Origin of the sequence: Kitasatospora sp. NPDC088160 (genome assembly GCF_044741445.1) — a bacterium.
GTDB lineage: Bacteria > Actinomycetota > Actinomycetes > Streptomycetales > Streptomycetaceae > Kitasatospora.
This window is the reverse complement of sequence record NZ_JBIUSS010000016.1, coordinates 84,484-103,823: the sequence shown is the minus strand read 5'-3', so window position 1 is coordinate 103,823 and position 19,340 is coordinate 84,484. Positions and strand designations below refer to the sequence as shown.

14 protein-coding genes are annotated in these 19,340 nt (G+C 73.2%); 5 read left to right on the top strand and 9 right to left on the bottom strand.

Annotated features, from left to right (window positions below):
• The first annotated feature begins 87 nt into the window (after positions 1 to 87).
• Positions 88 to 810, top strand: coding sequence for a TetR/AcrR family transcriptional regulator (locus ACIOGZ_RS24795; RefSeq protein WP_363583454.1), 723 nt, complete (start codon positions 88 to 90; stop codon positions 808 to 810).
• Positions 811 to 950: 140 nt separating this feature from the next.
• On the opposite strand, the gene ACIOGZ_RS24790 is transcribed toward ACIOGZ_RS24795, so the two are convergent.
• Both ACIOGZ_RS24790 and ACIOGZ_RS24785 read right to left on the bottom strand, forming a co-directional pair.
• Entirely contained in the window at positions 951 to 2,012 is a 1,062-nt protein-coding gene (locus ACIOGZ_RS24790) for a CU044_5270 family protein (RefSeq protein WP_400987323.1), read from the bottom strand.
• Entirely contained in the window at positions 2,009 to 2,650 is a 642-nt protein-coding gene (locus ACIOGZ_RS24785) for an RNA polymerase sigma factor (protein WP_363583450.1), read from the bottom strand. Before ACIOGZ_RS24785 ends, ACIOGZ_RS24790 begins: the two co-directional genes overlap by 4 nt.
• A gap of 333 nt (positions 2,651 to 2,983) precedes the next feature.
• On the opposite strand from ACIOGZ_RS24785, the gene ACIOGZ_RS24780 reads away from it, so the two are divergent.
• Positions 2,984 to 6,814, top strand: a complete 3,831-nt coding sequence (locus ACIOGZ_RS24780; RefSeq protein ID WP_400987321.1) for a cytochrome D1 domain-containing protein — start codon at positions 2,984 to 2,986, stop codon at positions 6,812 to 6,814.
• Between the two features lie 212 nt (positions 6,815 to 7,026).
• Here ACIOGZ_RS24780 and ACIOGZ_RS24775 read toward each other — a convergent pair whose 3' ends face one another.
• The 6 genes from ACIOGZ_RS24775 to ACIOGZ_RS24750 form a co-directional block, all read right to left on the bottom strand.
• A complete protein-coding gene (locus ACIOGZ_RS24775) occupies positions 7,027 to 8,346 on the bottom strand; it encodes a ferritin-like protein (RefSeq protein WP_400335574.1) in 1,320 nt (439 codons plus the stop codon).
• Positions 8,343 to 9,131 carry a DNA-binding domain-containing protein gene (locus ACIOGZ_RS24770; RefSeq protein WP_363583444.1) on the bottom strand — a complete coding sequence of 263 codons (789 nt, stop codon included), beginning with the start codon at positions 9,129 to 9,131 and terminating at the stop codon, positions 8,343 to 8,345. Before ACIOGZ_RS24770 ends, ACIOGZ_RS24775 begins: the two co-directional genes overlap by 4 nt.
• A gap of 1 nt (position 9,132) precedes the next feature.
• Positions 9,133 to 10,029, bottom strand: coding sequence for a DUF692 domain-containing protein (locus ACIOGZ_RS24765; RefSeq protein ID WP_400987318.1), 897 nt, complete (start codon positions 10,027 to 10,029; stop codon positions 9,133 to 9,135).
• Positions 10,026 to 10,673 carry a hypothetical protein gene (locus ACIOGZ_RS24760; protein WP_363583440.1) on the bottom strand — a complete coding sequence of 216 codons (648 nt, stop codon included), beginning with the start codon at positions 10,671 to 10,673 and terminating at the stop codon, positions 10,026 to 10,028. The genes ACIOGZ_RS24765 and ACIOGZ_RS24760 overlap by 4 nt, the downstream gene beginning before the upstream one ends.
• Before the next feature lie 226 nt (positions 10,674 to 10,899).
• Positions 10,900 to 12,273: a HAMP domain-containing sensor histidine kinase gene (locus ACIOGZ_RS24755; protein WP_363583438.1), complete on the bottom strand. Its 1,374-nt coding sequence runs from the start codon at positions 12,271 to 12,273 to the stop codon at positions 10,900 to 10,902.
• Positions 12,270 to 12,956 carry a response regulator transcription factor gene (locus ACIOGZ_RS24750; RefSeq protein ID WP_363583436.1) on the bottom strand — a complete coding sequence of 229 codons (687 nt, stop codon included), beginning with the start codon at positions 12,954 to 12,956 and terminating at the stop codon, positions 12,270 to 12,272. Before ACIOGZ_RS24750 ends, ACIOGZ_RS24755 begins: the two co-directional genes overlap by 4 nt.
• 431 nt (positions 12,957 to 13,387) lie before the next feature.
• On the opposite strand from ACIOGZ_RS24750, the gene ACIOGZ_RS24745 reads away from it, so the two are divergent.
• The 3 genes from ACIOGZ_RS24745 to ACIOGZ_RS24735 all read left to right on the top strand — a co-directional run bounded on the left by ACIOGZ_RS24745 (position 13,388) and on the right by ACIOGZ_RS24735 (position 16,281).
• Positions 13,388 to 14,140, top strand: a complete 753-nt coding sequence (locus ACIOGZ_RS24745) for a DUF2993 domain-containing protein (protein WP_363583434.1) — start codon at positions 13,388 to 13,390, stop codon at positions 14,138 to 14,140.
• On the top strand, positions 14,137 to 15,375 hold the full coding sequence (locus ACIOGZ_RS24740; protein ID WP_400987316.1) for an alpha/beta hydrolase: 1,239 nt from the start codon (positions 14,137 to 14,139) through the stop codon (positions 15,373 to 15,375). Before ACIOGZ_RS24745 ends, ACIOGZ_RS24740 begins: the two co-directional genes overlap by 4 nt.
• A gap of 75 nt (positions 15,376 to 15,450) precedes the next feature.
• Positions 15,451 to 16,281 carry an SGNH/GDSL hydrolase family protein gene (locus tag ACIOGZ_RS24735; protein ID WP_400987314.1) on the top strand — a complete coding sequence of 277 codons (831 nt, stop codon included), beginning with the start codon at positions 15,451 to 15,453 and terminating at the stop codon, positions 16,279 to 16,281.
• 72 nt (positions 16,282 to 16,353) lie between these two features.
• Here ACIOGZ_RS24735 and ACIOGZ_RS24730 read toward each other — a convergent pair whose 3' ends face one another.
• Positions 16,354 to 19,317 (bottom strand): glycoside hydrolase family 3 C-terminal domain-containing protein, encoded by a 2,964-nt coding sequence (locus tag ACIOGZ_RS24730; protein WP_363630024.1) that lies wholly within the window; start codon positions 19,315 to 19,317, stop codon positions 16,354 to 16,356.
• Positions 19,318 to 19,340 lie beyond the last annotated feature (23 nt).

Here is a 19,340-nt window from a genome sequence, read left to right as displayed (position 1 = left end):
GATGCGGATCCCGGTTCACGTTCACATTCCTAGTCACGAACAATGTTCTATAAACGAACAGCGTTCGTGTCAAGCTATGATGATCCGGTGAACCCGAGAGAGCGACGCGCGGCACGCCACCAGCCGCCGAACCCCGACGCCGAAACCGACCCCAGGCCGCGCCGCCGCAAGGCCCCCATCACCGTGGACCAGGTCATCGACACCGCGCTGGGCGTCATCGCCACCGAGGGCTACGAGGCACTGACCATGCGCCGCCTCGCCGGCGCCCTCGACACCGGGCCCGCCTCCCTCTACGCCCACGTCGTCAACAAGGCCGACCTCGACGAGCTGCTCATCGGACGGCTGTGCGCCGCGCTCGCCCTGCCCGAGCCCGACCCCGCGGCCTGGCGGGACCAGATCCGCGGCGTCTGCACCCGGATCCGCGACCAGTACCTGGACTACCCCGGGATCTCCCGTGCCGCGCTCGCCATCGCCCCCACCGACCTCGAAACCATGCGCGTCAGCGAAGGGATGCTGGCGATCCTGCTCGCCGGCGGCGTCGCCCCACAGGCCGCCGCCTGGGCCGTCGACGCGCTCCTGCTGTACGTGGCCGCCTACTGCCTCGAAGCCTCGATCGTGCGCCAGCGAGCAGCACACGACGACGACGCGTGGGTCCTCGACCGCGACGAGCTGCTGCGCCGCCTCACCGCCCTGCCCGCCGAGACCTTCCCCCACACCACCCGCCACGCCGCCGAACTCACCGCCGGCACGGGCCACGACCGCTTCGACTTCACCGTCTCCCTGATGATCGACGGCCTCGCCCGCCGCTAGGGCGTGACGTTCCGAAGCCGGCCGGGTTCACTGTCAACTGCTGTTCACGCAGCTCCGCCCGTCTGCTCACACAGCTCCGCCCGTCGCCCCGGCCCGAGAACGGGGGCCGGAGCGACGGGCGGAGCGACGCGCGGGTGTGGTCAGGCCTGTGCGTTGCCCGGCTGGCGGCCGGGGGCGTCGGCGGCGGCGCGCTTGAGGACGGCGGTGTTCGCGGTGACGGTGCCGGGCTTGACTCCGTAGGCTTCGGTGACCTGGACGCTGCGCTCGCCCAGGAAGGCGTAGGAGCTGCGGTCGAAGATGATCTCGTCGCGGGAGCCGGTGGTGGTGTTGGTCCGGGCGATCGCGATGCCGGTGCGCCCGGCGGCGTCGGTGGCGCTGTCGAGGAGGACGACACCGGGGATGCGGGCCGCGGCCTGGTAGAGCGCGGCGGCGAGCTTGCCGGGGACGGCCTGCTCGCGGATCAGGTCGGCGATGGTGACGAACGCCTCCTGGTCCGGCCCGTTGCCGCTTCCCTTGGTCTCGGTGTAGATCTTCTGCAGCAGTTCCTGCGGGTCGGTGGGCAGGGTGCGCACGTAGTCGTAGGAGGGCGCGTTCAGGTAGGCACCAGTGCCCGATTCGAGTGCCTTGCCGCCTTCCGGGGACTTGCCCTCTTCGGTGAGCCAGCCCGTGCGGCCGTCGGCCGAGTGCCAGATCTGGCGCTGGTGGGGCTTCTCGACCCACACGTTCGAGGTGCCGCTGGCGGCGTCGATGGTGCCCGTGAGGTGGGAGACGGTGCTCTCGATGTAGACGTACTGCCCCGGGCGCAGGACGAGGTCGGGCGCGGCCGCGGCGGCCAGCGAGATCCGCTCCACCGCGCCGGCCAGGCCCGCGGTGTCGCCCGCCGAGACCTGGATGACGGGTGCGGCGACGCGCTCACTGCGCGCGGGGGTCGTTCCCGGGCTGCCGAGCGTGGTGGCCGCCACGGTGGCGGCGAGGGCGAAGGCCGCCACCGTGGTGGGCACGGCGATCAGCAGCCGCCGACGCCTCCTGGCCTCGGGGCGGACCGGCATTGCGGCTTCGGGGGTACGGGTGATCTCGTTCATCAGGAACTCCTCGATCTGGCGCTGTCGGCCGAGCGGGGCGGCCGGTGCTCCGGCCGCCGGCAGCAGGTGCCTCAGCTCCGCGTCCTCAAGCGGCTGCTGCCACTCCGGGGTGCTGGTCATCTGTTCCACTCCTTGTTCGACCGGGCCGGAACCATCCGGCCACCCTGTACTTGTCCGGCTGCCGGCAGGGGTTCCCGGCGAGTTTTCGAAGCCTGCCGCAGTTCCTTGTCGGCCAGAGCACGCAGCCGGGTCCGGGCCCTGGAGAGCCTGGAGCGCACGGTGCCGACCGGGATGCCGAGGGCCTCGGCGGCCTCGGGGTAGCTGAGGCCCGCCCACACGCACAGCGAGAACACCTCGCGCTCCCCGCGGCGCAGTTTCTCCAGCGCCGCCTTGGCAGCGAGTAGTTGATCGCGGTCGGCGAGCCGGCCGACCAACTCGTCGGCGAAGTCCGGGGCGGGTTCGGCGAGCGGCATGCGGGCGAGGGCGGCCGCATGCCGGCGGGCCGCCCTGGCCCGGTTGCGCAGCACGTTGACAGTGATGCCCATCAACCACGGGCGAGGAGTGGTCCCCTCGTCGCGGAGCTTGTCCCGCAGCCGCCAGGCCTCCAGGAAGACCACCGCCATGACGTCCTCGGCACCGGCGCGGTCCCCACTCACCCGGACCGCGTGCGACAGAACCGCCTGCGAGTGCTCCTGGAACAACTGCCGGAAGGCGCCCGGGTCCCCGGCTCTGATCCGTTCGTGCAGCGAATAGTCCACACCTCTGGTTGTCCGGCCACCACGAAGCAGTTCCAGTGAGCTGCGTCACAGGTGTGCCGGCAACCGGCGGATGCCTTTCGCGCGGACGACGGGTCCTCCGCGCAGGTGCCGACTTGAGCGGCGGCACCTGCGCGGCGGCACCTGAGGCGCTCGGCCCGGTGGCGAGCGGCTGCCACCGGGCCGTCCCCCGAACGCCACGAGGTGTTCCGGCGAACCCCCCGATGCCAGAAACTCTGCAGCGGCGGCGCATTGTCCGAAAGAGCCCTCTGGGCAGGACATTCAAGTCGGACAACGATGTGAGGGGGCGGGAGAGGCCTGCCAGGGGTGGTGAACGTGGACACGCGGCCGAACGGGACACGGCGCAAGGCCCGACTGGGCAGACCGGAGCGGTTCGTCGATCCGCAGGCCGGTCCGGTGGAGCGGCTCGCCTGGGAGCTGCGCCAGCTACGGGACCGGTCGGGCGCACCGAGCTACCGCGCGCTGGCGAAGGAGTCGCACTACTCCGCCAGCACGCTGGCGGAGGCAGCGAAGGGCGAGCGCCTGCCGTCGCTGGCCGTGGTGCTCGCCTACGCGCGGGTGTGCGGCGGGGAGAAGGCGGAGTGGGAGGCCCGCTGGCTGGCGGCTTCCCGGGCCGTCCAAGGGCCGTCCGCCACGGCGCAGGACGGCGACAAGGACCGCGCGGACGGGGGCGACCCCGCTCACTGCCCGTACCTGGGACTGGCCGCGTTCGGCACGGGGGACGCCGACATCTTCTTCGGCCGGTCGGAACTGGTGAGCCACCTGGTCCGGCACGTGGGTGACCACCGGCTGACGGCAGTCGTCGGCGCCTCCGGCAGCGGCAAGTCCTCGCTGCTGCGGGCCGGGCTGCTCCCCCGGCTCGACGAGTCCTGGCACACCGCGCCGCTGGTCCCCGGCGACCACCCGCTACGGGCGCTGGCCCTGGCGGTCTGCGCCCTGACGGGCGGTGACGCGGAGGCACTGTCCCGCGCGCTGGCCGACGAGCCCGCGGCCCTGGGGATCGCGCTGGACACCTGGCTGGTCACGCAGCCCGCCGACCGGCGCGTCGTCCTCGTCGTCGACCAGTTCGAGGAGCTCTTCACCACCTGCGCGGACGTCGGGGAGCGGGAAGCGGCCCTGGCCTGCCTGGCCTGGACGGCCGGCGACCGCACGGCCGTCGACGGGACGGCCGACGGCCACACAGCCGGCGACGGAGCGGCCGGGGCCGGCGCGGCCGAGGCCCGGGTACGGGTCGTCATCAGCGTGCGCGCCGACTTCTACGACCGCTGCCTCGCCCACCCCGCCCTGGCCGCCGCCCTCCGCTCCGGCGCCCAACTGCCGGTCGGCGCACCCACCCGGGCCGAGCTGCGGGACATCGTCGTCGAACCCGCGGCCCGAGCGGGCGTCGTGGTGGACCCGGACCTGCTCGAGGCCGTCCTCGCGGAGGCCACCGGCCAGCCCGGCGCGCTGCCGCTGGTGGCCCACGCGATGCGCGAGACCTGGACCAGGCACCGCGGGACCGTCCTGCGGCTGGCCGACTACCGGGCCACCGGCGGCATGCGGGGAGCCATCACCCAGACCGCCGAGGCCATGTACGCCGCTCTCCCGCCGGGCCACCAGGAGGCCATGCGGCTGCTGTTCCTCCGGCTCACCGCCCCGGGCGAGGGCACCGAGGACACCCGCCGCCGCCTGGCCCGGAAGGAACTCGACGGCCTCGCCGACGCCGCGACCGTCGACGACCTCCTGCACCGGCTCGCCGCCGCCCGCCTGATCGTCCTGGCCGACGGCACCGTCGACGTCGCCCACGAAGCGGTCATCCGCGCCTGGCCTCGGCTGCGCCACTGGCTCGACGTCGACCGCGAGGCCCTGCGGACACACCGCCGGCTCACCCAGGCCGCCCTGACCTGGAACGAACTCCAGCGCGACCCGGGCGCGTTGTACCGGGGAGCACAGCTCGCCACCGCCTGGAGCTGGTCCCGTACCCGCGGCGCGGCGCTCAACCGGCTTGAGTCCGCCTTCCTGGACGCCAGCACCGCGGCGGACGGCCAGCGTGGCCGTCGCCGGCGCCGGACGGTCGTGGCGCTGGCCGTCCTGACCGTGCTCTCCCTGGTGCTGGCGGTGACCGCGTTCGTCCAGGGGGAGCAGTCCGACGCGCAGCGCCGCGTCGCGGTCTCCCGCGAACGGGCCGCCCAGTCCAGGCAGCTCCTCGAAACGCAGCCCGAGGCCGCGGCGCTGGTCGCGCTGGAGGGCTACCGGACGGCCCGCACCACCGAGGCCCGCGGCAGCCTGCTGAGCGCCTACGCCGCCTACTCCTCCAACCAGTTCACCGGTCACACCGGCACCGTGACGGCGGTGGCGTACGCGCCCGACGGCCGCACCCTGGCCACCGGCAGCGCCGACCACACCGTGAAGCTGTGGGACACCACCACCCACCGCATGCTCGCCACCCTGACCGGCCACACCGGCATCGTCAACACGGTCGCCTTCAGCCCCGACGGCCGCACCCTGGCCAGCGCCGGCGCCGACCGCACCGTACGGCTGTGGGACGTCGCCTCCGACCGCACGACGGGCATCCTCACCGGCCACACCGGCGCCGTCTCCTCGGCGGTGTTCTCGCCCGACGGACACACCCTGGCCACCGCCGGGTACGACCAGACCGCCCGGCTGTGGGACGTGGCGTCCCAGCGCGCCCTCACGACGCTCACCGGTCACGCCGGTTCCGTACGAGCGGTGGCGTACGCGCCCGACGGCCGCACCCTGGCCACCAGCGGCGCCGACCACACCGTGAAGCTGTGGGACACCACCACCCACCGCATGCTCGCCACCCTGACCGGCCACACCGGCGCCGTCGGCACCGTCGCCTTCAGCCCCGACGGCCGCACCCTGGCCAGCGCCGGCGCCGACCGCGCCGTGCGGCTGTGGGACGTGGCGTCGCACGACACCACGGCCGTCCTCAACGGGCACACGCAGGAGGTGAGCCAGGCCGCGTTCACCGCCGACGGCCGCACCCTGACCACGATCGGCCAGGACAACACGGTCGCCCTGTGGGACGTGGCCGAGCGCCGACTGACCGCCACCCTCCACGAGACCAACACATCCGCCCCCGCGCTGGCGCTCTCCCCCGACGGCAACGAGCTGGCCACCACCGCCACCGACAACATCGTCCACACGTGGGACCTCAAGAGCCGCCAGATCGCCGCCACCTTCAGCGCGACGAACGACCTGGACACCCTCGCGACCGTCGCCACCTACGCCCCCGACGGCCGGACCCTCGCCATCGGCCACACCGACGGCTCCGTCACCTCGTGGACCACCGCTCCGCTGCGCCCCGCCGTGACCTTCGCGGCGCACAGCCAGGGCATCATGCACCTGGCGTTCTCCCCGGACGGCCTCCTGCTGGCCGCCGCGAGCTCCGACCGCACGGCACGCCTGTGGGACGCCGCGTCAGGCCGCCCGGTCGCCACCCTCGAAGGCCACACCGACCAGGTGTCGAGCGTCGCCTTCTCCCCCGACGGCCGCACCCTGGCCACCAGCAGCCTCGACACGACCGTACGCCTGTGGGACGTGGCGACCCACCAGACGACAGCGGTCCTCCAGGGGCACACCAGCCTGGTCTCCAAGGCCGTCTTCGCCCCCGACGGACGCACCCTGGCCACCGCCGGGTACGACGGGACGGTGCGCCTGTGGGACCTGGCCACGCACCGCACCGTCGCCGTCCTGTCCGAGAACACCAACGCCATCGCTTCCCTGGCCTTCTCCCCCGACGGCCGCACCCTGGCCACCGGCAGCTCCGACGCCACCGTGCGCCTGTGGGACGTGGCGCAGCGCCGGACGGTCGCCACCCTCACCGGCCACATCAACACCGTCTTCTCCGTCACCTTCAGCGCCGACGGCCGCACGCTGGCCAGCACGGACGCCAGCGGCACGGTGTGCCTGTGGGACGTGGCATCACAGCAGGTCACGGCACTGCTCGTCGGTCACACCAGAGCCGTGCACACGGCCGCCTTCAGCCCCGACCAGAGCACGCTCCTCACCGCCGCCGGCGACGGAGCACGGCTGTGGCCCACGGACGCGGACCGGACCGCCGACCGCATCTGCGACCTGAGCCGGAGCAACCACTGGCCCGAATCCCTCTCCGGTTCCGCCACGGGCGACACCTGCCGGTGAGCTCCGAGTCGTTGACGTAGCCCGCGCCCACAGCGCACCCGCCCACCCACAGCTCTCCTGCTTCGCCGCCCGCACCCGCCCGCACCCGCCCGCACCCGCCCGCACCCGCCCGCACCCGCCCGAACGCCGGATGTGCCACGAAGACACCGCCAACCCCCCGTTGCGCGGATCGTCGGAGCGGGCGGACGGGCCGGGGCGCCGGTCGCGGTCCGTCAGTTGGGCATCGGGCGCGGGCGGCTGGCGGGGGGATCCGAGGGGATGTCGTCCACGCTGGGCAGGTTCTTCAGGAGCCAGTGGACGCTGTTGTCACCGCCGAGTTCGGGGAAGTCGACGACGGCGGTCTCGCAGAGCCAGATCAGGTGCTCCTTCATGGTCCGGTGCCCCTTGGCCTTCTGCTCCGCGGCGAAGTCGTAGTACTCGAAGGTGGGAGCGGCACAGGCTCCGTCCCAGGCGGGGTCGTCGCTGCCCGGGGTCGTCATGAGGAGTTCCGCGATGGGGTAGAGCACACCGCTCATCGAGGCGATGAAGGTGCGTTCCAGGTGGTAACGGGTGCTCGTCCGGTTCGGGTTGAGGTTCGACCGGACGGCGTAGAGCTTGTCGAGCATGGCCAGGGTGTAGCAGTAGGCGGCATTGAAGAGGAGGGCCAGGCCTCCGGCCGGTCCGGAGAAGTCCTTCACCCGGGGATCGCCGGGGACGTCGCGGACCTGCCCGATGACCTCGATGCCCTGTTCGATCCTCTTGAACTTCGCGTAGTGCGAGAGCTCGTCGAGGCCGGGTCGCGGGTTGACGGGGTCGATCGGGACGGTGGCCTTCTTCGGGTCCACGCCCTCGCCCTGCTCGATCACGATCTTCAAGGCGGTCTGGGCCGTGTCGAGGTCGGTGATGACCACGGGTTCGCCGCCGCCGTCATGGTTCCAGTACGCGCTCTCGTACTGCCAGGGGGCGTTTGCCTTCGCGTACTTCCACACGCCGTCCGGGTCGACCTGGGTCAGGTGCTTGAGGCCCTCTTCGATCGCCCGGTAGAACTGGCCGAGCGTGTTGTACTCGTCCGGTTGCGGCTCGGCGCCCTTCTCGGCGGGCAGTTCCAGCGGCAGGAACACCCGGGTCATCAGGTCCTTGCTGCACCGCTCCAGGTGAAGGGTCAACGGCGGAGTCCGATGGAGCATCTTGCTCGGGTACTTGGTGATGAAGTCCGGGTCGTAGAAGACGATCCGGTCCGCTCCGCCGAGCGCGACCGCCAGGTTGCGCACCAGGCACAGGTGCAGCATCTCCTCGATCGCGATGCTGATGATCGTGCGCTGGGCGGAGATTCCCGGGTCCCACTGGCTGTGGCCCTTGGTCCCGATGGAGTAGGCCGCGTACAGGTACATCGGGATCGTGGACAGCTCGACCTGGGCCGCCTGATGCAGGTGGTCGAGCAAGGCGTCGATGTCCTCGATCGGCCGGTCGGCCTTGATCGTGTCGATCGGGGTGACGGCGAAGGGGATGTCGGCCAGGCGACGGGTGGCGGACTTGGTGGCATCGGTCGTCATACCTCGGCTCCGTTCGGTTCCGGGCGCTCGTGGCGCGGTGAGGGCGGTGCGGGTGGCGGACCGGCCCGGTCGGGGCGGTCGACTCGGTCGGGGTGGCCTGCCCGGTCGGGGCGGTCGACTCGGTCGGGGTGGTCGGGGAACCCAGCCCGGGAGGCGAGGAGCGTGCGCCGGACGTCCTCGGTCAGCTCCGTCACGTGGACGCCGTGGTCCCGGCGGCGCAGCAGCAGGAGTACGGGGCGTGCGGCCGGCGGCTGCGGGTCCTCGCCGCGGGCCACCGCGGCCGCGTAGCGGTGCACGGGGTGCCGACAGGCCAGCACTCGGCACGCGCGGTCCGGCTCGGCGTCGTACACCTCGGCGAAAGCCCTTTCATATCCCGCGAGTTCGACGATCAGCTGGACCCAGGGATCGACGTCGTGGCCCGGTGGGTCGCGGTCGGGTCTGGTGGTCGCGAGGTGCGACGCGAAGCCGTCGGCGAAGTGCTCCAGGGTCCAGCTGCGGGACGGGCAGGTGTTCAGGTACTCGGTGGCGAGCGCGTCGAAGGCCTCCGGCCCCAGGAGTCGGCGCAGCGCGGGGAAGCAGGAGCGCAGGCAGGCCAGTAGGCGCAGCCGGTAACCGCGGCGGTAGATGTCCAGCCGCTCGCCGGCGGTGAGCCGGCTGGACGGCGTGAGCACCTGGGCGGTGGCCTCGCCGCCCTCCTGGTCCGGGCCGGTGGCGTGGAGGACGGCGGCCTGCAGCCAGTGCTGGAGTTCGGCCAGGTGCGCCGGCGCCCCTTCGACCGTCGACATGTCAGACTCCCGTCGCGACGGGGATGTTCGCCGGATCGAGGGCCCGCTGGCGCGCCTTTCCGAGTTCCGCCACCAGCTCGGGGAAGGGCGGCAGGCGGTCGTCCCACTCCAGCAGGGTGGACACGGGCCCGGTCAGCGCGATCGCCGCGTCGTACAGCTCCCACACGGCCGGTGCGACCGGTCCGTCATGGGTGTCGATCAGATGTGTGCCCGCGTCGGTGTGACCGGCCAGATGGATCTGTACGACCCGGTCGTGCGGGAGCGCTCCGAGGTATGCGCGCGGATCGGTGTCGTGGTTGACGGCCGACACGTAGACGTTGTTGACGTCCAGCAGGAGCCCACAGTCGGCCTCGACCGCCAGCCGCGCGACGAACTCCTCCTCCGGCATGGTCGATGCGGCGAAGCCCACGTACGTGCTGGGGTTCTCCAGCACCAGCGGGCGCTCCAGGAAGTCCTGCACGGTCCTGACCCGTCGCACCAGATGCGTCAGCGCGGCCTCGGTGAAGGGGACCGGCAGCAGGTCGTGGGTGTTGAGCCCGGCGACCCCGGTGAAGCACACGTGGTCCGACACCCAGGCGGCGCCCACCGTGTCGGCCAGCCGCCGGAGCCGCCCCAGGTAGTCGAAGTCCAGGGGCTCCACGCTGCCGATCGACAGCGACACCCCGTGCATGACCAGGGAGTGCCGCTCGGCGACCCGGTCCAGTACGTGACGTGGGTGGCCGTGGGAGTCGAGGTAGTTCTCGGAGATGATCTCCAGCCACTCGGCGCCCAGCCCATCACCGAGGTGGTCCAGTACGTACCGGTGGTGCGGGCCGCGCAGGCCGACACCGAACCCCAGGTTCGGCAGGTCGAAGCGGGACACCCTGCCGATCCGCTCGCCCTGGTGGGGCTCCGTCACGCGGTCGCCTCGTCCGACGGCAGCGGCAGCACCTGCGGCTTGCTCCGGTCGAGCCTCTTCTTCCTCCGCTCGGCCTCGTTCACTTCGTACGGCGGGACCAGGTCGTCCGGGTAGCCCTCACCCGGGGACGGGCCGAACGGGAGGCCGGCGGCGTACATCCGGGCCTCGAACAGCTGGCGGGCGAGCTTCCAGACGCTCTTGCCCTTCAGCGGGCCGCCCGCGAACACCCGGCTGACATTGATCGGGCTCGCGCAGCTGCCGTTCTGCCGACAGGCCTGCTCGCCCGGCTTGGCGAGTTCCGCGTCGGGGCCGGTGTAGCCGCACCCGCCCTGCCCGCGGCACTCGTTGGCGCCGTGGCACACGTGCAGGACGGTGGCACAGGCTCCCATGCCCGCCATCGGCGCCTTCTCGTCGATGTCGTGGTTGCGGCAGGCGTTCAAGCCCATGCACACATGGAGCTCAAGGGCCTTCTGCAGCTCGGCCGCAGACACGCGCGGCCCGCCGGCCTCGTGCGCGGCGTGCCGCAGCGCGATCCCGTCGTCGCCGCCGAGGATCACGCGCTCGATCTCCGCCAGTTCCCCGGGGCTCAGATCCGGGAAGCCGTCACCGCCGGCCGCCCTGCCACTGTTCTCCCTGCCACTCACGAGTACCTCCTCGATCGCCTTGGGTCGGGCACGCACGGCAGTGCGATCTCACTGCGCTGTCACACGATGTGACGCGCGCCACAGTCGCCAAGGTCATCACAGCCGGAGGCGGGCTGGATAGCGCCAAATGAGTAGTGTGCGAATTATTCCTGCGGAGCGAGCTCCGGGCGCTGCGCGGGGCAGGCGGTTCGGACGGCGGCCCTGGTCCGGGGTGCTGCGCGGGCGGCTACGCGTCGAGCGGGATGGTGCCGAGGGCGACGGTGAAGCAGGCGCCGCCCTCGGGGCCGTGGCCGTGGACGGTGATGGTGGCGCCGAGCCGGTCGGTGAGGCGACGGGTGATGGCCAGGCCGAGGCCGGTGCCGCCGGGGCGGGTGCCCGCATAGCGGGAGTGCAGGGCGCCGGGTTCGAAGGCGACCCGGACGTCCTCGTCGGTCAGGCCGGGGCCGCCGTCGCGGACCTGTAGCTCGGTGTCGCCGCTGTCCGTTCGGCGCAGGGCCAGCACCACGGGGGCGCCGGGCGGCGAGATCCGCACGGCGTTGCCGATCAGACCGTCGAGCAACTGGCGGACCCGGAATCCGTCGGTGACCGTGATCACGGGTTCCCCGGCCGTTTCCACCCGCAGGTGGAGTTCGCTCTGCCGGACCCTCTGGTCCCAGGCTCGCGCGGTCTCACGGACGAGGGCGGTGAGGTCCGTGGGTTCGCGGGTGATGGGGAAGTCGTCGGCGTCCAGGCGTGCGAGTTCGAGCAGGTCGGAGACGAAGCGGTCCAGGCGTCTGGTCTCGGTCAGGAGGATCTGGCCGACCTGGGCCTGCTGCCCGGGTTCGACGACCCCGTCGGTGAGGGCCTCGGCGTAGCCCTGGAGTGCGGTGAGGGGGGTACGGATCTCGTGGGAGATCGAGGTCAGGAAGTCGCGCTGGCGTTGTTCGCTGCGTTCGAGGGCGGCGCCCAGTGCGTTCAGGGCCTGGGCGACGTCACGGGCCTCGGTGGGGCCGTCGGCCTCGCAGCGCAGGCCGCGTTCACCTGCGGCGAGTCGGTGGGCGACACCGGCCGCCGCGACCAGGGGGCGGGCGATGCGGCGGGCCAGCAGGGCTCCGGCGAGGGCGGCTCCGACCAGGCCCGCGACCAGGGGGAGCGTCAGACTGCCGCGCATCCGGCCGGCAGCCGCATCGACCTCGGTGAACGGCTGGGTCAGCACGACAGCGCCGCCGTTGCTTGCCGGGTGTCCCTGGACGAGTACGCGCTGGTCGCCGAGCGAGGCCGTGGCGGAGAGCGTCCGTCCGGCGAGCAGCGCGTCCCGGTCGGCCGGGGCGACGGCCTGCGCCGCGGGGCCGTCCACGTGTCCGTCGGGATCGACGACGGCGACCAGGACGCCGGTGGCCCCGGTCAGCCGTTGGGTCTGGTCGAGGAGCAGCACGGACAGGTTGGGAGCGAGGCTGAGCACGGTGGCCTGCCGGGACAGGCGCTCCCGGTACTGGGACTCGGCGTTGGAGAAGGCGGTCTGCCAGGCCGCGACCCCCGCCAGTAGCACGGCCGTGGCTGCCACCACGGTGGCGAGCAGGACCAGGCTGCCGGTGAGGGAGCCCGCGCGCAGGCGCCTCACCGCTCCGGCTCCTGGGCGCTGTAGCCGATCCCCCGCACGGTGCGGATCGGGCTGGCGTCGCCGAGCTTGGCACGCAGCTGCGAGACGTAGACGTCGACGACCCGGCTGTCGCCGTAGTCGGCCTGCCCCCAGACCTGGGCACGGAGCTGCTCGCGGCTGAAGACCTGACCGGGCCGGGCCAGCAGGTGGGCGAGCAGGTTGAACTCGGTGGTGGTCAGCTCCAGCGGTTCGCCGTCGCAGAGCACCGTGCGGCGACCGGGGTCCAGGCGCAGCCGGCTGCCGCCCAGGACGGCCGAGACCGGTGGGCCGGCGGTGCGGCGCAGCACCGCCTTGACCCGGGCGACCAGCTCGCGGGGCGAGAACGGTTTGGTGAGGTAGTCGTCGGCACCGATCTCCAGGCCGAGGATCCGGTCGGCCTCCTCGTCCCGGGCGGTGACCAGGATGACGGGCGTCCAGTCGTCGGCGGCGCGCAGCCGGCGGCAGAAGTCCGTGCCGTCCAGCCCGGGCAGCCCGATGTCGAGAACGATCGCCACCGGCCGCAGCCGTGCCACGGCGGCCAACCCGGCGGTGCCGTCGGCCTCGGTGTGGACGCCGAAGCCCTCGCGGGTGAGGTACAGGCGCTGGAGGTCGGCGATGTGGCGCTCGTCCTCCACCACCAGCACAAGGCCCTTGCTCTGTGTCATCTGTCCGGTGTCACCGCAGTCTCCCCGCGCCGCGGCACCCATCCCGCGGCTGCTTGGCCAGTCGCGCGTGCCACGGCTTCGAACTGCACCGATGCTAACCCGCGGGCCGTCACCGTCCGGCGGACCGACGGCGATCCTTACAAGGCCCGAACACAGGCCGAACCTTCGCCTTGCACAACGGCGACAGGATGCTTCCGACCTCGCCGACCGGCGGGGTCGGGACAAGGGAGAGCAGTCGTGCTCACGGGCTCCAGATCCCTCGTGCTGCTCGGCGTCTGTGTTGCGGCCCTCCTGATCGTCGCGGTCGTCGTGCTGCTCACGCGCACCGGTCGCGCCCCGTCCCCAGGACAACGGCCGACCACAGGACGCCGCCGGGACCGCACCGGGCCGCCCGCCCCCTCCGACGCCCCGACAACGACAGCAGGACAATGATGACCATCCGTCCAGAACCGGCCCGAACCGCCACCGCGCGGCTGGGCCGCCTCCGCCGCCCGACCACCCGGCGAGGCCGGATCACTCGCGCCGTCGTCCTGCCCGTGGCCGTCGTGCTGGCCCTCGCCGGGGGCGGCGAGGCCGTCACCCGGCACGTCCTGAAGAGCCGGATCGCCGACCGCATGGGAAAGGCGCTCGACACCCGGGTGACGGTCGACACCGGCGCCGGCCCGGCGCTGCTCGCGATCCTCGACCGGCACCTGGATCACGTCACGCTCGGCGCGGACGACGCCCACCTCGGCTCACTCACGGGCGCCTCGGTCCGCATCACGCTCGACGACCTCCACCTGGCCGAGCCCGCGACGGCGTCCGACGTCCGGGCCACCGTCACGATCCCCGCCGACTCCCTGGCGGGAGCGATCCACGACTCGGGCCAGGGCGTTCCCGTCAGCAGCACCCGGACCGACCCCGCCACCGGCACCCTCCTGCTCGCCCTGGGCCCGGGTGGCATGGGCCAGTTGACGCTGAAGCCCGCCCTGGCCGACGGCCGGGTCACCATCACCGCCACCAGCCTGCAGTTCCTCGGCCGAACGATCACCGGTCCCCAGCTCGACCAGATCAACACCAAGCTCACCGCGCGGAACCGACAAGCCGACTACCCCCTGTCCCTCAAGCCCGTCTCACTCACCGTCACACCGACCGGGCTCGCCCTCACCCTGGCCTCCGGCCCCACCACGCTGAAGCAGCCATGAACCAGGAGCCGACCCCGGCGATGACCGACCCCACGACACCACCGTCCAGCCACCCCACGACACCGCCGTCCAGCCACCCCACGACACCGCCGTCCAGCCGCCGCACCCGCCTGCGCCGACGCATCGTCGTCGCCGTCACGGGCCTGCTCGTCCTCGCTCTCACCGCGGCGTCCGGCGCGCTGTGGCTACTGACCGGCAAGTTGCTGCACCCCACCGACGACACCCCGCTGAACACCCGCGTCATCGCCGTGGGGGCCGCGACGGTGACCCTTCCCGCCACCGACGAGAGCCGCTACACCGGCACCTACGGCCTGGTCTGGCAGGACAGCGGATCCGCACAGCGGCGCTCGGGAGAACTCGGCCGCGTCCTCGCCTCGGACGGCAAGACCGTCACCCGCGAACTCCAGGCCACCACCCCACCCGCCGTCGGCGCCAAGGCGAAGATCATCGTCACCGTGTGGAACTCGGACCCGCGCCGAGCGGTGGGGCTGGACTACCAGGACGTCAGCTACCCCGGCGACCTGGGCCCGATGCCCGCCTGGTACCTCCCGGGCTCGCGCAGCACCTGGGTCATCCAGGTCCACGGGCTCGGCGCCGGCCGCAGCGCGGGCCTGCGGACGATGCCCGGACTGCACGACCTCGGCTACCCTATCCTCGACATCACCTACCGCAACGACCCCGGCGCACCCCGCGACTCCAACGGCAACCGACAACTCGGCAACACGGAATGGCGCGACCTCGACGCCGCCGTCCGCTACGCCCGCGCCCACGGAGCCTCCGGCGTGGTGCTCTACGGGTTCTCCATGGGCGGCGCCATCGTCGAGAACTACCTTCAGCGCGCCCAGGACACCAGCGCGGTCCGCTCAGTCGTCCTCGACTCACCCGCACTCGACTACCGGGCGGCCATCGACACGATCGCCACCGGCCTCGGACTCCCGTTCCCCATCGCCGACCTCACGGCCCCCTTCATCCGCTTCCGAGCCGGAGTGGACCTCGACCAGGTCGACACCCTGGCGGCGAACCGGCGCAACGGCGGCCCCGAACAGCCCGTGCTGCTCTTCCACGGCACCGCCGACACACTCGTCCCGTACGCCGGCAGCGCCCGGTTCGCCCGCGACTGGCCGGACAAGGTCCGACTCGTCACCGTCCCCGGGGCCGGCCACACCGGCTCCTGGAACGCCGACCCCGCCCGGTACGACAAAGAGCTCGCCGACTTCCTCGGTCAGCACTCCTGACCGCGTCCCGGGCACCGCGCCGCAACGCCGAACAGCCCCACTGACACACCAGCCGTCCCACCAAGGAGGCAACCGATGAGCCGAACCCGCCCCGCAGCCCTCGCGGCCGCGCTCCTCACCCTGACGACCACCGCACTCGCCGCCACCACCGGCACCGCCCACGCCGCCCACGCCGCCCACGCCGCCCACGCCGCCCACGCCGCCACCGTCAACTACGTGGCCCTCGGCGACTCCTACTCCGCGGGCGGCGGATCATCCAGCACGTACCTCAACAGCTGCAACCAGAGCACCAACGCGTACCCGTACCTCTACGCCCAGTCCACCTCACCGGCCACCTTCGACTTCCAGGCCTGCGGCGGCGCCACCACCACCGACGTCGTGAACAACCAACTCGCCCCGCTCACTTCCGGCACCACCTTGGTCAGCATGACCATCGGCGGCAACGACGTCGGCCTGCGCGACGTACTGGCCTCCTGCCTGCTCGGCAGCGACGCCGCCTGCCTCAGCGCCGTCTCCTCCGCAGAGAACACCGCCCGCACCCAGCTCCCCGGCGAACTCGACACCGTCTACGGCGCCATCCGCTCCCGCGCCGCCAACGCCCACGTGGTGATCCTCGGCTACCCCCGCTTCTACGACCCCGGCGCCCCCCTCTGCCCGGGGATCAGCCCGGCCAGGCGTGCTGCCCTCAACGACGGCGCCGACGTCCTGAACAGCGTCATCCAGAGCGAGGCCGCCAAGTACCCGAACTTCGCCTACGCGGATGTGACCAGCCGGTTCGCCGGCCACCAGCTCTGCGACCCCGCTCCCTGGCTGCACGCCCTGAACTGGCCGATCGGACAGTCCTTCCACCCGACCGCCGCCGGCCAGGCCGGCGCCTACCTCCCGGCTCTGGAAGCAAACGGCTGACGCAGCCCCGCCGCCCGCCGCCATCGGACGGCGGCGGACGGCGGACGGCCGGCGCCCGGCCGGCGGTGGGCATCAGGAGGGCAGGGTCCAGCGCTGGTTGGGGCCGCCGTGGCAGTCCCAGATCTGCAGCCTGGTCCAGTCGGCGCCGCTGCCGTCGCGGGCGTCGAGGCAGCGGCCGGAGGCCGGGTTGAGGAGCGTGCCGTCCGGGCGTGGCTGCCAGCGCTGGGCGCCGGTGCCGTTGCAGTCGTAGAGCTGGGCGGGCGTCCCGGCGGCGGTCCAGCCGTTGGTGACGTCCAGGCACTTGCCGAGGGCCCGCAGGGACTCGTCCTGCCCGACGGTCCAGTCCTGGGCGCCGGTGGAGTTGCAGCGGTAGAGCTGGACGGCGGTGCCGTTGGCCGTGTCGGCGCGGTTGAGGTCCACGCACTGCCCGGCGATGCCGGTCACCCGGCCGCTCGGGCGGGGGGTGGCCCAGCTCTGCTCGGCGCCCCCCGAGCAGGTCCGCAGCAGCAGCCGGCCGTCGGCGGCCGCGAGGCAGCGGCCGGACGCCGGGTGGAGGATCGAGGAGCCCGGGCCCGGGCGCCACACCTGGTCGGCGCCCGCGGTGCAGTCCCGCAGCCGGACGGCGGCGCCGTCGTCCGGGCCCGCCGGGGTCAGGCAGCCGTCGAGGGCGCGGACGGTGCCGTCCGAGCCGACCATGGCGTCCTGGGCCGCCGTGCCCGCGCAGCCGGCCAGCCGTACCGCCTCGTTGCCGTCCGCGGCGGCGGCGCCCGCGTCCAGACAGGACCCGTCGGCACCGGTGATCCGCCCGGACCAGGTGGAGACGACCGGAGAGCCCGGGACGTCCACCGCGCCCTGCAACTTCGGCGCGCGCGAGGAGGAGCCGACCATGAGGCCGTACCGCCCGCCGGGGACCTGCCAGCCGTGCACGCCGGGATCCCAGACCGCGAAGGAGGAGCGGTCCAGCGGCAGTTCCACGTGCGTCGACCGGCCGGGCGCCAGCGTGACCTTGTCGAAGGCCTTGAGCTGCTGCGGCGGCTCGCCGGCCGCGGACGGGAAGGAGACGTACAGCTGCGGCACCTCGGTGCCGGTCCGGGCGCCCTGGTTGGCGAGGTCGAAGCCGACCCGCACCCGGCCGGCGGCGTCCGGGCCGGTCACGGTGAGGTTGCTGTAGCCGAAGGTGGTGTACGAGAGGCCGTGGCCGAAGGGGAACAGCGGGGCGGTGGCGGTCGCGTCGTACCAGCGGTACCCGACCGCGAGCTGCTCGGTGTAGTGGTAGGCGCCGTCCGTGCCGGGGTACTGGGAGGCGTCCCGGATCGGCGTGGCCGCCACCGAGGTCGGGAAGGTGACGGGCAGCCGCCCCGCCGGATCGGCGTCGCCGAACAGCACGTCGGCGAGCGCGGTGCCGCTCTGCTCGCCCGGGTACCAGGCCTCGACCACCGCCGGCACCGCGTCCAGCCACGGCATGGTGACCGGCCCGCCGGTGTTGAGCACCACCACCGTCCGCGGGTTGGCGCGGGCGACGGCGCGGATCAGGGCGTCGTCCGCCGGGGCGAGGTCCAGCGAGCCGCGGTCCGCGCCCTCGGTCTCCTCGTCGCCGACCACCACCACCGCGACGTCCGCCCCGGCGGCCACCGAGGCGGCCGCGGCCGCGTCGTCGCCCGGGTGGTAGCGCACCGAGACGCCCGCACCGGCCCGGGCGGCAATGCCCTGGCGAGGCGTCACGACCTGGTCGGGGTAGGGGGCGACGTGCGAGGAGCCGTAGCCGCCGGTGTAGGCGTGGTCGGCCCACGGGCCGATCACCGCGACGGACGACAGGTGGGCGGCGTCCAGCGGCAGCACCGGCCCCTGGTTGCGCAGCAGCACCGTCCCGGCGGCGGCCGCCGCCCGGGCGTCGCGCGCGCCGGCGGCGGGGTCGGAGGCGGGCGGATCGGAGACGGGCGGATCGGAGACGGCCTGGCCCGAGCCGGAGCCGGGGCCGGAGCCGGGCGGCCGGCCGCCGTCCAGCGCCCCGGTCCGGACCATCAGCCGCAGCACCCGCCGCACCTGGTCGTCCAGGACGGCCGGGGCGAGCCGCCCGTCGGCCACGGCCGCGTTCAGGTCGGCGAAGTACGTCGTACCGCCGAACTCCTGGTCCAGCCCGCCCGCCGCGGCGTTCACCGAGGAGTGGGTGGCCGGGTAGTCGGAACCGATCACCCCGTCGAACCCCCAACGGCCCTTCAGCACGTCCCGCAGCAGCGGGAAGTTCTCGCACGCCCAGATGCTGTTGACCGGGTTGTAGCCGCACATCGCCGACCAGGCCCGGCCGTCCCGGACGGCCGCCCGGAAGGCGGGCAGCTCGATCTCGGCCAGCGTCCGCTCGTCCACCTCCGAGCTGTACGACTGCCGGTTGTTCTCCTGGTTGTTCGCCGCGAAGTGCTTCACCTGCGCCGCGACCCCCTGCGCCTGGATGCCGCGGACCTCCGCCGCCGCGACCCGCCCGGCGAGGAACGGGTCCTCCCCCAGCGTCTCGAAGTTCCGCCCGCCCTGCGGCACCCGCACGAGGTTCACCATCGGCGCGTACAGCACCTGGTAGCCGCGCGCCCGGGCCTCACGGCCCAGCACCGCGCCGTAGGTGGTGGCGAGCCCCGGGTCGAAGGCGGCGGCCAGCGACACCGGCGCCGGCAGCGCCGTCGCCGGTTGCCCGTCCCGCACGCCGGCCGGGCCGTCGGACAGCAGCAGCGGCGGGATGCCCAGCCGCGGCACGCCCCGGACGTAGCCGACCGCGTACACCCCGTTCGGTGCGGCGATCCCCTGTAGCAGCGTCGTCTTCTCGTCGGTGGTCAGCTGGCCGAGGAGCGCTTCGATCCTCTGCTCCGGCGACGGCCCGCCGTGCGACCACCCACCGTGCGACCCCCCGTCCTGAGACCGCCCGCCGTGCGGCTGCGGACCGGCCGGTCCGGCGACCGCTGGGCACATGCCGGAGCCGGAGGCGGCCGCCAGGAGGCAGCCGCTGAGCCCGAAACGGAGTATTCGCGTCCACGAGGTGATACGCCGCATGGCAGCACCTTTCGACGAAGGCG